The 13,547-nt window shown below is 35.4% G+C and carries 13 protein-coding genes; 11 read left to right on the top strand and 2 right to left on the bottom strand.

Annotation, left to right across the window (positions count from 1 at the left end; translation table 11 throughout):
• The first annotated feature begins 58 nt into the window (after positions 1–58).
• The 9 genes from JOD07_RS02405 to JOD07_RS02365 all read left to right on the top strand — a co-directional run bounded on the left by JOD07_RS02405 (position 59) and on the right by JOD07_RS02365 (position 7,769).
• Entirely contained in the window at positions 59–1,846 is a 1,788-nt protein-coding gene (locus tag JOD07_RS02405) for a sensor histidine kinase (RefSeq protein ID WP_204611986.1), read from the top strand.
• Positions 1,843–2,634, top strand: a complete 792-nt coding sequence (locus JOD07_RS02400; protein WP_204611984.1) for a response regulator transcription factor — start codon at positions 1,843–1,845, stop codon at positions 2,632–2,634. Before JOD07_RS02405 ends, JOD07_RS02400 begins: the two co-directional genes overlap by 4 nt.
• Before the next feature lie 33 nt (positions 2,635–2,667).
• Entirely contained in the window at positions 2,668–3,267 is a 600-nt protein-coding gene (locus JOD07_RS02395) for an HAD family hydrolase (protein WP_158740184.1), read from the top strand.
• Positions 3,268–3,280: 13 nt separating this feature from the next.
• Entirely contained in the window at positions 3,281–4,294 is a 1,014-nt protein-coding gene (galE, locus tag JOD07_RS02390) for a UDP-glucose 4-epimerase GalE (protein ID WP_158740185.1), read from the top strand.
• Between the two features lie 56 nt (positions 4,295–4,350).
• Positions 4,351–5,271 (top strand): nucleotidyltransferase family protein, encoded by a 921-nt coding sequence (locus tag JOD07_RS02385; protein WP_204611982.1) that lies wholly within the window; start codon positions 4,351–4,353, stop codon positions 5,269–5,271.
• Positions 5,272–5,338: 67 nt separating this feature from the next.
• Entirely contained in the window at positions 5,339–5,977 is a 639-nt protein-coding gene (locus JOD07_RS02380) for a hypothetical protein (RefSeq protein ID WP_158740187.1), read from the top strand.
• A gap of 133 nt (positions 5,978–6,110) precedes the next feature.
• Positions 6,111–6,860, top strand: coding sequence for a tRNA threonylcarbamoyladenosine dehydratase (locus tag JOD07_RS02375; protein WP_158740188.1), 750 nt, complete (start codon positions 6,111–6,113; stop codon positions 6,858–6,860).
• A gap of 31 nt (positions 6,861–6,891) precedes the next feature.
• The gene (locus JOD07_RS02370) at positions 6,892–7,329 is read left to right on the top strand and encodes a SoxR reducing system RseC family protein (protein WP_158740189.1); all 438 of its coding nucleotides are present in this window, start codon (positions 6,892–6,894) and stop codon (positions 7,327–7,329) included.
• Positions 7,330–7,388: 59 nt separating this feature from the next.
• A complete protein-coding gene (locus tag JOD07_RS02365; RefSeq protein WP_204611980.1) occupies positions 7,389–7,769 on the top strand; it encodes a C-GCAxxG-C-C family (seleno)protein in 381 nt (126 codons plus the stop codon).
• Here the strand turns inward: JOD07_RS02365 and JOD07_RS02360 are convergent.
• The gene (locus JOD07_RS02360; protein WP_158740191.1) at positions 7,766–9,274 is read right to left on the bottom strand and encodes a hypothetical protein; all 1,509 of its coding nucleotides are present in this window, start codon (positions 9,272–9,274) and stop codon (positions 7,766–7,768) included. The genes JOD07_RS02365 and JOD07_RS02360 overlap by 4 nt on opposite strands.
• A 232-nt stretch (positions 9,275–9,506) precedes the next feature.
• Between JOD07_RS02360 and JOD07_RS02355 the strand changes: the two genes are divergently transcribed.
• Positions 9,507–10,877, top strand: a complete 1,371-nt coding sequence (locus tag JOD07_RS02355) for a citrate/2-methylcitrate synthase (protein WP_158740192.1) — start codon at positions 9,507–9,509, stop codon at positions 10,875–10,877.
• An 87-nt stretch (positions 10,878–10,964) separates the two neighbouring features.
• On the opposite strand, the gene JOD07_RS02350 is transcribed toward JOD07_RS02355, so the two are convergent.
• On the bottom strand, positions 10,965–12,359 hold the full coding sequence (locus JOD07_RS02350) for a hypothetical protein (RefSeq protein WP_204611972.1): 1,395 nt from the start codon (positions 12,357–12,359) through the stop codon (positions 10,965–10,967).
• A gap of 131 nt (positions 12,360–12,490) precedes the next feature.
• Between JOD07_RS02350 and JOD07_RS02345 the strand changes: the two genes are divergently transcribed.
• Positions 12,491–13,435 (top strand): hypothetical protein, encoded by a 945-nt coding sequence (locus tag JOD07_RS02345; protein WP_204611970.1) that lies wholly within the window; start codon positions 12,491–12,493, stop codon positions 13,433–13,435.
• Positions 13,436–13,547: the final 112 nt, after the last annotated feature.

Here is a 13,547-nt window from a genome sequence, read left to right as displayed (position 1 = left end):
CGGGGCTTATTAAATATAGTACAATAAAATAATAGTATAAAAATGAAAGGTGTTCAAGATGAGAAAAATGAAAGAATTAAATCGAAAAATTCATCTTAGTTTCTTTGCCAAACTTTATATCAGTTTTGCGGTGATCAGTATTGTTCCCGTTCTTTCATTTAGCATCTTGGCATATACTTTTTCTTTCCGAAATTTCATGGTTGATTTGAAACGGCAAGCCAATACCATATTGGAAAATTCTATGACTAATTTGGAACATACGATTGAAGAATACGAAATGGCCATATCCTATTTTTCCTTAGATGAAGAAGTCATTGATATATTGACTTCCCATGAAGATTTTGAACAGAAACGTACAAAGCTATATCAAAAGATGTATATACTTCTGGCAGGTAAGGCAAAGGGTGTTACGATGCATGTGATCAAAGCTGACGGTTCTTTTAATCTTAGTACCTCATTTTTACCTGAAATGTACGATGTTCAAAAACATTCGGATTGGGGAATTTTCCGTGAGCTTAACAGAAGTGACAGCATGGTTGTATATCCCAATCATTTTACATCTTCTTTTGGCAAAACCTTTTGCATGACCATTGCTCACAATATTAAAAAAAATGGTCAGATCATAGGATATTGCATCATAGATATACCTGAGAATGTTTTTCAATCTGTTTTCACCTCGTCCGGCTCGCTGCAATCCGTATCTTATACGGTTATTGATCAAAATTATTATATTTTATATGATCAGATTTTTAATACAGGCGATAAATTCTTAAGTTCTGAGTTTAGGAATGCTTTATTATCATCTAAATCTAGCAAATCTTTTTATCTGGAAAAACCCAAGCGTCTTATTGTATGGAATGAAATGGAAAAAGATATTCCTTTTATTGTTATATTATCGGTACCAGTAGACCTTGTAGAGATGAATAATAATTATATTGTTCTTACCACACTGATCGTAGGAACAGTTGCGATATTACTGTGTCTTGCATTGTCACCAGTAATCGTACGTGCTCTTACCCGTCCTCTTAATGAGATTGTTAATGTTATGAAAAAAGTACAGCAGGGAGATACTAATGCCCGGGTTCCTATGCAAAAAGATGATGAATTCGGTTTTATTGCAGACAATTTTAACAGAGCCCTTGACAATATGAATACCCTATATGAAACCAATCTGGAAAAGCAGAACCGTCTGAGAATATCGGAAATCAAAGCTCTCCATGCTCAGATTAATCCACACTTCTTATATAATACGCTGGATTCTATTAAATGGTTGGCAAAACTTAACGGGGTAGAGGATATTGTCGTTATGGTATCTCAGTTGGGACGTTTATTAAAAAACAGCATTAATAATCAGAAGGATACAATTCCGATTCGTGAAGAAATTAATCTTGTAAAAAGCTATTTGTCTATACAAAAAATCCGTTATGGCGATAAATTTGAAGTTGATATTTGTGTTGATGAAGATATTATGGAATGTGTTGTTCCCAAATTTATCATTCAGCCCTTGGTAGAAAATGCAATTATCCATGGAATAGAAAATAAGATCGGAAATGCAAAACTGATTATTAAGGGGACGAAGCAAAGGGACACAATTATTTTTGAGATTATGGATGATGGTATAGGAATGAATGAAGAAGAACTTATGAAGCTTAAACAAATGGATTATAAAACAGATGATCATAAAGACAGTATAGGTATTAAGAATGTTGATAAACGCATAAAGCTTTATTATGGTCAAGAATATGGACTTGACATTCAAAGCAAGAAAAACGTGGGGACTACTACAAGGATTATAATGCCTTTTATGCCAAAGAAAGAAGATGAAAGAGGAGGCACGACATTATGATAAAAGTAGTAGTTGTAGAGGATGAAATGTTAGTAAAGAAAGGGCTTATTCTAACGACAGATTGGCATCGGTTTAACTGCGAAGTAGTAGGTGAGGCATCCAATGGCATGGAAGGAATTGAAGTCGTTAAAAATATGAACCCTGATATTGTCATTACGGATGTCCGTATGCCTGGCTTAGATGGAATTAAGATGATCGAAGCTTTAAAAAAAGAAGGATGTAAGTCAGAGTTTATCATCATTTCTGGATACAGTGAATTTGAGTATGCCAGACAGGCTTTAAAGCTTGGAGTAAGAGATTTTCTTGTAAAGCCTATTGATGATGAAGATTTATATAATGCTCTGAGTCGTACCTGTGAGGAAATTCAAAATAAGAAAACCATTGATAAAATTCAAAACAAGATGGATGATTTAACAGACAGCAGAGTGATGCTTTTTAAGGAGTATATCATTCCAGAACAAGTAGAAGACAATGATTATACTGCAAAAGCAATTAAATACATTAAGGAAAATTATCAGAAGGATATTTCTCTGAAATCGGCTGCGGATAGCCTTTTTATCAGCGAAAGTTACCTTAGCCGAGTATTCAAGGCCAATGTAGGACAGACTTTTTTGGATTATCTCACTTATTATCGTATTAAGCAAGCCTGCAAACTTCTGCAGGAGGCAGATGTAAAAATTCATGAGGTTGCCAGTATGGTAGGTTATAAAGATCAAAGATACTTTAGTGTTATTTTCAAAAAACTTGTAGGGATTTCCCCTAAGGAATTCAGAAATAAATTAAACTAAAATATGGACTTCATTAGGATGGAGGATGAATGTATGATTAAAAATATTGTGTTTGACATGGGAAATGTATTATTGGCTTATAAACCTAAAGAATATGTAAAAACTATTACAACTGACGAAACGATCGCAGATGCGATTTTAAAAGAGTTTTTATTCAGCCAAGAATGGATTATGCTGGATGCAGGAGAGATTACTGAAGAAGAAGCAGTTGCAAGGGTACAGGCCAGAATTCCTGAGTACGCTGAGTATGTTCAAAAAGCCATGGACAATTGGCATACGGATTTAACACCGATTGAAGGCATGGACAACCTGGTAAAAACATTAAAAGAAAAAGGCTATAACATTTATCTGCTTTCCAATACGAGTTTACGATTCTATCAGTATCAACCAAATGTAGAGATGTTTAAACATTTTGATGGATTTTTTATTTCTGCCAAGGAACGCTTATTAAAACCTCAAAAAGAAATATATGAAAAATTTTTAGAAAGGTTTAATTTAGTAAGCAATGAATGTTTATTTATTGATGACTTGGAAGAAAATATAAAAGGAGCAGAATCCGTAGGAATTATCGGTCATCAATTCCGTGGGAAAGATGAGCTTGTAGAATATTTAAAAACCAATGGAATATTATAAGGAGACTGGTAAAATGAAAATATTAGTAACCGGAGGAGCAGGATATATCGGAAGCCATACCTGTATTCGACTGATTGAAAACGGCTTTGATATTGTAATAGCCGACAATCTTTATAATAGTAAAATGGAAGCGGTAAGACGGGTTGAGAAAATCACAGGGCAAAAGTTAAAATTCTATCTTGCCGATATGTGTAATCGATCTCAGGTGGAGGAGATCTTTCAGAATGAGCAAATTGATGGAGTAATCCATTTTGCAGCTTATAAAGCGGTAGGCGAATCTGTATCCATACCTTTAAGATATTATGATAATAATCTGCAGTCTACTATTGTTTTGCTGGAGACGATGCAAAAGTATGGCGTTAAGAATTTTGTATTCAGTTCTTCAGCGACTGTATACGGATTACCTAAGTCTGTTCCAATCAGAGAAGATTTTCCTCTTTCTGCAACCAATCCTTATGGACAGACCAAGCTTATGATCGAACAAATATTAAAGGATGTATATCATGCGGATCCGGACATGAATATTGCAATCCTCAGATATTTCAATCCTGTAGGCGCTCATGAAAGCGGTTTGATCGGTGAAGATCCCAAGGGTATTCCAAATAATCTTGTACCGTATATTACACAGGTGGCAGTGGGCAAACTAGAGAAGCTGAAAGTATTTGGAGGCGACTATGATACTAAGGATGGTACAGGGGTTCGGGATTATATCCATGTGCTGGATTTAGCGGACGGACATGTGGCAGCCCTTAATAAATTAAGCCAAAACAGCGGCTTAGTTGTATATAATCTGGGGACAGGCACCGGATATTCTGTATTGGAAATGATACGCGCTTTTGAAAAAGTATCTGGCAGGACGATTCCATATGAAATTGTTGAACGCAGGCCAGGAGATATAGCAGAGTGTTATGCTGATCCTACAAAAGCTAAAGAGGAGCTTAACTGGGAAGCCAAGTTCGGTTTAGAAAAAATGTGTGAGGACAGTTGGCGCTGGCAGCTTCAAAATCCTAACGGATATGAAGAATAATATATTATTCACATTAAATTACTGAAAATAAATTATTATAAACAGAGGAGATTTCTATGAAGGAACCAGCATTAGTCGTAATGGCTGCCGGTATGGGCAGCAGATTTGGCGGTCTTAAGCAGATTGAACCCGTTGGGAAAAATGGGGAAATTATAATGGACTTTTCAATTTATGACGCAAGAAAAGCAGGGTTTAAGAAAATCATCTGCGTAATCAAAAAAGAAATAGAAAGTGATTTCAAGAAGATTATAGGAGACAGACTCTCTGAACATGTGGACTTAGAATATGTTTATCAGGAAATTGACGATCTTCCTGAAGGCTATACTGTGCCTGAAGGCAGAAACAAGCCGTGGGGTACCGGTCATGCCATTCTTGCATGCCGGGAACTCATTGATGGTCCTTTTGCGGTTATTAATGCAGACGATTATTACGGACAGAATGCCTTTAAGCTGATTTATGATTTTCTTGTAAATGCAGAAGATGATGAAAAATACCGTTATGCCATGGTGGGATATATACTAGAGAATACCCTTACAGATCATGGACATGTGGCCAGAGGCGTATGCACCACCAATGAGAATGGATATTTGGAATCTATTACTGAACGTACCCGCATTGAAAAGAGAAATGGACTCATCCAGTATACGGAAGACGGATCCGATTGGATTACCCTTTCCGGTAAGAGCATCGTATCGATGAATTTATGGGGATTTACACCCAGTATTATAGGAGAACTGAAGAAAGCCTTTCCAGCCTTTTTAGATAAAGCTCTAAAAACCAATCCAGCAAAAGCAGAATTCTTTTTGCCGGAGGTAGTCGATCAGCTTATAAAGAGCCAAAAAGCTACAGTAAAGGTCCTTGAATCTCAGGACAGATGGTATGGTGTAACTTATAGAGAGGATAAAGAAATAGTAGTGGAAGCAATCGCAAAAATGCGGGAAGAAGGAATCTACCCTGATAATTTATCTATAGTATAATCAGACTTTTTAAGTAAAATAGAGTATATATAGATAAATAAAGATGGTGAAACAGGGAGGTTCAATTATGAACGATAAAAAAAATCAAGCATTAGTAGGAGTTATTTTGGTGGTAGTGGGATTATACTCTTTGCTAAGTCAATGGGTGGATCTCCCCTTTATTAAGATAAAAAATTTACCTGTTCTATTTGTAGCCACCGCACTGCTTCTTTTGTATTATACGAAGAGAAAGACGTGGGCATTGGTAACAGGTATGCTGATTGGTTTTTTGGGAATCATAGGCGTTTTTCCCAGATCCATTAATGCAGGGACATTTATAGCGCCAATGGTATTTATAATTCCCGGATCTATTTTTATCATATTATACTTCTCAAAACGAATGATTGGATTTTTAATCCCAGGTTCTATTTTAATTTGGTTTGGTACCTTTGTAGGCTTAACTGTCAGCGGACTCGCAACAGGTATGATGGTTCCGGCTTTATTCTTCGGAAGTATAGGCGCAGCTTTTATTACAATGTATATCCTGGGACATCCTGGCATAGGGAAATGGCCTTTAATACCAGGTTGCATACTTTTGGCATTCGGGTTTATGTTCTTTATGGGCTTTTCCGTTAGAGTGGTTACTCGTTTTGCACCCAGAATAATTCCTATTGCTTTTATCGTTATTGGATTTCTTCTATTTATAAAAGGCCGTAAAGCCCAATAGATAAGACTAATTATCCTTTCAAAACAAAGCATCTTATAAGCCAAAAGAGTTTTGCCAATATTATATTTGACATAAATAGTCGGAAATAGTACAATTAATATTTAAAGAAGAGATGCTTTAAAGGAGAGACATTATGCTGCATTCATTTTCTAGAACAGAACTTCTATTGGGTAAAGAAGCAATGGAAAAACTTTATCGAAGTAAAGTAGCTATTTTTGGCATAGGTGGAGTAGGAAGTTTTGTCGTAGAGGGCTTGGTTCGTTCAGGTATCGGTAAATTTATTCTTGTAGATGATGATTCAGTATGTTTAACAAATATCAACCGTCAGCTCCATGCAACGAGAAAAACAGTTGGAAGACCTAAGGTTGAAGTTATGAAAGAACGCATTTTAGAAATAAATCCTAAAGCAGAAGTGATCACTCATCAAACTTTTTTCCTTCCGGAAACCTCTGATGAAATTATTGATGACGACTGCGATTATATTGTAGATGCGATTGATACGGTGACAGGAAAGATAGAACTTGTCCTTCAGGCTAAAAAGAGAAATATTCCAATTATCAGCTGTTTAGGAGCAGGGAATAAATTAGACCCTACGAAATTTGAGGTAGATGATATTTATAATACTTCTATTTGTCCGCTGGCTAAAGTAATGAGAAAAGAGCTTAAAAAGCGTAATGTAGATTCATTAAAGGTGGTTTATTCCAAAGAACCTCCCATTAAGCCAAGGGAAGAAGAAGTCACTACTTGCAAAGAAGGCTGTATTTGCACCAATAAAGACAGAACTTGTCTTGAAAGACGCCAAATACCGGGAAGTATTTCTTTTGTACCTTCTGTTGCAGGTCTTATTATTGCAGGAGAAGTGATCAAGGACCTAATAAGATAAGCACTTCATATGGTTCCCTGGAGGTGATAAGATGAGTGAAGCAGGAAAAGAAATCGGAAAAGTCATTGCAATAAAAGACAGATATGCCATAGTGAGCCTCACAAGAAATGAGGCTTGCCAGAAATGCGGTGCATGTAGTCATGGCCATCGGTCTGAAGAAATGATATTAGAAGCCGATAATCTTTGTAATGCTAAAGTAGGAGATCAGGTAGGCATAGATTTAGCTTATTCAGATTTCCTGAAGGCAACATTTATTATGTACGGACTGCCGTTAATAACATTGTTTTTAGGTTTTTTTGTAGGATATTTTGGTTCGAATAAGCTGGGCTATGTTTCAATTCAGGAGCCTGCAGGAATCATTGGTGCTTTTATCTTTATGGGTATTACTTTTTTATGGATTCGTTTAAAAGAAGAAAAATGGAAAACGCAGAACTACCGTCCGGCAATAGTGGAAATTGTAGAAAAATGAATAAAAAAAGAACAAACCTCCTGAAATCCTTCATATAATGAAGGAAAGGAGGTTTTTTTATGAAAGAAAAAGCAGTCTTCTATTATAATCAAGGGTATAACTGCTCTCAGTGTATGTTAAAAGCAGCAGAAGAACATTATGGATTGGAGATTCCTCAGGAATGTTATGATGTGTGTAAAGGGTTAAATACTGGGCTTGGCATAGGAAGTACCTGCAGCCTTATCTCTGCTGCAACGATGATTTTTGGACTATTATTTGATGAAAAAGCTGTAAAACGTTTAAGAATCCGTTATATTGATGCTTTCCATGATTTGCACAAAGCCCTTAATTGCAGTCAGCTTAAAAGCTTAAGGGAGTATTACGGAAACTGCAGCAGATTAATTGGAGAAGCGGCAGAACTATTGGAAAAAATTATATCAGAAGAAAAAAGAAATATCTAGTTCGAATGCTCGTCTTCAAAGCTGAAAATTCGCCTTAAAAGAGAAGTTTTATTTTGCTTTGAGTAGCTTGAATCTTCATTGGTAGTAATGATTAATGGTGCCTTTCTAAGTTCCAATTCTTGTTTTAGAATATTCATTCCTTTCCGTTGTGCAATAATCTTTTCTTCTAATACTTTGATTTCATTATTCTTTTGCTGTAATTCTTTTTCCAGATTCTTATTCCTTTCCTTCAAAGTGGAGATTTCTTTTTTGTGCTCTTCATTGGATTTATTCAGTTCATAAGTTAGTCTGGACAGATCCTGATTTTTGGTTTTCAATGTATATTTCAGCTGAGCAATTTGATGTTCTTTTTCTCTTAATTGCTTTTTACACAGATAGATTTCTTCGTAAACTTCATTCATATGTATTTTGATTTCATTTAAATAATTGTCGACTTTTTCTGTTGCTGGGATAAAGGTGTCTTCCAGAGGTATAGATTTTCCGGAGATGATTGGAAATACATCAGGAATAATTAAAAATTCTATTTGCTCATCTGGGCGGATATATAGTTCGTTGGCACGCAAACGTTTTTGCTCCTGAGAAAAATTGCTTTGGTAATACGCTTTAGTGGGCAAAGCTGGCCGATCGCTAAAATGAATAGAAGGATTTGAGAAAGTATGCCCCCAATCGGTTGAATAGCAGCTGTAAAGTTTTCCATCGGATATCCATGCTGCCCAGAGATGATCGTCGATCATAAACAAAGAGCAGGAACTAATTTCTGCCTTTTCAAAGAGCTTTTGAGGTACTTCCCATTTTGAGTCGGTTTTAAATTTATAAAATAATGTTGAGTAGTGTTTTTCTTTTTTGATATACAGGCACTGAATATTTTGGTTATTGATGAGTATGGATGCGTCACCAAATGAAAGCTTGTTTTCATCAAAGGGATAAAAATTACTCCAGGTATTCATGCTTTGAGAGTATTTTTTATACCCCAGCTGATATCCTTCTTGTTGTTTTTGATAAAAAAGCAGAATATTGTTGTTAGAATCTTTATAAACGGAAAAAGGTCGCTGATCCAGAGGATCAATGTAATCAATCAGAGAAGGCGTATTCCAATGGGTTCCTTTTACAGCTATCTGCTGAACTAAAGCATATCTATTATTATTGGGATCTTTTAAATTATAAAATAAGTATAAGTCTTCTCCATTAAAAATAGCATCAAAATGCAGGGAATCCAAAAGACCACTTTTACTGTATAGAAGCACTTCGGATTTCCATTCATCAGAAACATATTGATACAACAGAATGTTTCCTGAAGGATCTTGACAAAAAATATGGATCTGGTCCCGGTGATCAAGATATACTGAGAAATTTCTGGTTCCGTTTTCGCAGATGATTTGTTTATCAGACCAAGCATCATAAGTGTATGTCATGCAGCAGATCCCATCGTTATTGTCATGGAAAAAAGCCCATAATGTCCCTTTGCTCTGCTTTATGATATAGTAATTTGTCCTTTCTTTTGTCATAGTATGATCTTCCTCCCATTTTTAAGGCGAGTAGCCTTCGCCCATACACTTCATAAAATATATATTTCCAATGAATATACTATATTCAAACCTATACTAATCTATATGATATATCCGTTAAAAAAAGTACAACCTATAAAATTAAATAAAAATTCAAAATTCTTTTCTTGTAATTTCCATGTCCACTGTGATAAAATATAAAAAATTTAATTGAGGAGGGATATATGAATATATGATCAATCTGAAACTGTCCGACCTAGAAAAAGATAAGTTGATTAAAGAACTGAGTACCAAAGCTAAAGAAGCGAATTATATTAATCCTGAACTATATACAAAATATGAGGTAAAACGAGGACTTAGAGATATTAGTGGGAAAGGAGTTCTCGCAGGATTAACTGAAGTCGGAGAAGTTCATGCTTACATTTTAGATGAGAATGAATTAATACCCGTGCCTGGACGTTTAAGTTACAGAGGTATAGACGTAAAAGAAATTACAGAAGGATTTTTAAAAGAAGGAAGATATGGATTCGAAGAGACAGCATATCTCTTGCTTTGTGGAACTCTTCCTAATCAATCTGTTCTTGGCCAGTTTAAAGATTTAATATCTGATGCCCAATCTTCAAAAGCGGAATTTGCTCGCAAGACCGTTCTACATCTTCCAAGTAAGGATATTATGAATGTTTTGGGGAGAGGCGTACTGACCCTATACAGTATAGATCCAAATCCCGATGATATCAGTATAGAAAATGTATTAAGACAAAGTATAGAATTACTTGCAAGTGTTCCTATGCTGGCTGTTTATGGATACCAAACTTATGTTCATCAATTTTTCAATAAAAGCCTGGTACTGCATACACCACAACCAGAATTAAGTATTGCAGAAAATATTCTTTATATGCTGCGTCCTGATTCAAAATATTCCCCCTTAGAGGCGACTTTACTGGATTTATCCTTAGTGATTCATGCAGAACACGGGGGAGGAAATAATTCAACCTTTACTACTCACGTGGTAACTTCTACAGGAACCGATACATATTCTGCTATTGCTGCTGCTATAGGATCTTTAAAAGGTCCGAGACATGGAGGAGCCAACATTAAAGTAAGACATATGTTTAAAGATCTTAAAGAAAAGATTCAAGATTGGAATGACGATGAAGCCATTAAAGATTATTTAACAAAACTTTTAAACAAAGAGGGATTCGATCGCTCAGGTCTTATCTATGGTGTTGGTCACGCCGTATATTCAATTTCTGATCCAAGGGCAGAAATCTTAAAATCCTATGCAGAAGCATTAGCACAGGAAAAACACTTTGAAGATGAATTTAATTTATACAAGAAAGTTGAAAAATTGGCACCTGAAGTTATTGAAAAACATCGTAAAATGTATAAAGGTGTATGTGCCAATGTGGACTTTTATTCTGGTTTTATTTATGAAATGTTAGGTATTCCGGAGGAATTATATACGCCTATTTTTGCAATTTCCAGAGTTGCCGGCTGGTGCGCTCATCGACTCGAAGAATTAACCAATGCAGGTAAAATCGTTCGCCCTGCATTTAAAAGCGTAGCACCAAAACGAGAATATATTCCAATCGAAAAGAGATAAAGCCAATAAAAAAGCATTACCTTTAAGTGACTGAAGGTAATGCTTTTTTGTTAGGGATTTCCTAAGAAAACTCTTTCATCTATGAAGCTATTCTTCTCCTGAAATATCCGATGCTTCACCACTATTTCCTTCGGATTCTGTTACAGTACTTTCTTCTTGCGATTCTGATTCAGGTATAGAAGTATTTTGATTATTTGAAGAAAGAGATTTTTCTAATTGCTTAACTCTTTTTTTATAGAAATCAATTTCTGTTTTCCCTTTGAAATATAACTCTCTCCATTTTTTCCCTTCGTCTTGAATCCTCTTTGCCAGATCGGCCAGTTCATTGTATTGGTTGGTAATATCCCTTTGGACTTGAGTAAGTTCAATAATTTCATTCTTAAGATTTTCATTTTCTTCTTCCAGTTTGGATTTGGAAACAGAATGATTGATTGCATTTTTAATAGTATTCAGATACAGTTTAAGTTCCGTATTAGGTGTCATATTAATATGAATCCCATCCATATCTAAACTATGTAGAACCGCGAATTTTGGCACAGGATAGGTAACACCGTACAGTTGATTGCAAATCAGTGGATAAGATGCGTCTTGATCAGCGTCATAGGAATGAAGGCTTACATCAGGATCATCAATGGAAGCATGAATGGATTTTGAAAAACTGCTTCCATGATCTGCTGATAGAATAGCGTAAATATTGCCATTTTCATTCCAGTTAATCCACAGAGCATCGTTATATATAAAAATAACAGGTTTAATGGGATAGCCGCAGGAATATAATATTTTTTCATCAGACCATTCATGATGATAACTTTTATGTATAAGCTGGTATTTGCCATATTGCTCCTGAACATAAACTAAATGCATGATTTCATTTTGATCAATGCATATTTTACAGTAGATGATAGGAAATTGGGAAGACACCGGGGTAAAAGTCTCAAAAGTCAAGTCTTTGAAATTTTTAAAACGTTTAATTTCAATATTATAGCTATCATCATTTTTCATGATTACGGCTAAGTAAAGTTCAGAATTACTTCGCATACAATCATAATTGATATTACGGCTGTAAAGAGTTGCAATGGGCCTTGGAGTAATTAAAGGTTCATTAACCAAATGGTAGATGAGTTCCGGTGTTTTAGTGGAGGGATGGTCTGCATAGTAAAAAAGGTGAATTTGATCCCTTACTGAGATCGCATAAATATTGTCTATATTAAATGTATTATTGGGATCATCCAGTAAAATTTCTTTTGTGATTTTGGTAGAAGTTTCTTTAAAGTGTATGATTTGATTTCTTGTATTCTTGGCGATCACATGGAAATTGTTTTTTTCATCTAAAAAAGCAGTATATTCATGGGTTCCATTGGATAGTAAAAGATTTGGACGAGAGGGTTGATCTTTTCTGAAAATCTGGTAATATAAGCCGTTTCGTATATTATAATCTACAAGAATTAAGCTTTGATCTCTACGCTTTAAGAAGCAAGACATAGAATAACCTCCTTAAATTTCATCATCGTATTATATATATTCCAAAACTTCTTATTTATGTTTAGTAACACTATCGACAATTTTCACATAATATGGTATTGAAATCAAATTCTTTAAGGAGGGAATTTTTTATGGCATGTTGTGGTAACAATCAAGTTAGAGGCAGAGTATTCCAAAGACCTATAACTGGAGAATGTCCAGTATGCAAACCGGAAGAAGCAATTAATCCGGCTGAAGACGCTTGCGTGTGCCCCCCATTGGGAGAGCCAAAGTTATTAACGATCGTAGCACCAGTTGTATTTGATGAATGTGGAATCAATCTTTGCAGAGTGGTTGACAACTTAGACAAAATCTTCGATGACCTAGATTTTGAAAGAGATAATGTTGCAGGCATTGAATTACGTGTTATTGACATTGATTTTAACTTTGGAAAGGAAAATGGTTCCAAAGTAGAAACTTTAGTTCGCAGACCCAACTGTGTGAGAGTTACCCTTTCACAAATCGATGTTACCTTTGCTGCGAAGGTAATCGATCAAAATTGCAGAGTGATTGCTGAAGAATGCTTCACTATTCAATATTTACCAGGAGACGAAGAAGATCCATACTTCGACAATGACACCAACCCAGTTTCCATTGCTATAGATGTATATGCACCCTATGGCGTTTCCTATAAGTTAGATTGCGAATGCGAACCTGTAATTAGTTTCTTAGGCTTTGTTGAAGACGGAGATCATGGAAATAATGCTCTTCGCCAAGGTATTATTACTCAGGCACTAGCAAAAGTTGTTAATCTGGATGTTGATTCCTTAAGTGCAGCAATTGGATTAACCATTTATATCAAATCCGTATACTTTGTACAATACAAGATTCCTCACAAGGGACTTTGTGTTCCGCCAAAATGCATTCCAGTTGATATTGAACCAGAAAATGCATGTCTTGATTTTGTTGAAGGCGATCTTCTTGAACAAAGCATTCAACCTCTGGAATTATGCTGCAAACCAAAAACGATTAAGCATGGCTTCTGTGAAGTTGAAGACCCAACCCCAGCAGAAGAATGCCCGAAAAAACGATCATAATGGGAAAGCGTCTCCTAGAAGGAGGCGCTTTTTCCTAAATTTAAAAATTTCTTACATAATAGCACACAATTTTTAACATCACATATTATGGTATTGAGAGAAACCATAAACT

Source organism: Defluviitalea raffinosedens, assembly GCF_016908775.1.
Lineage (GTDB): Bacteria > Bacillota > Clostridia > Lachnospirales > Defluviitaleaceae > Defluviitalea > Defluviitalea raffinosedens.
Note: the sequence above shows the minus strand (reverse complement) of the source record. Positions and strands in the feature narration are given on the sequence as shown.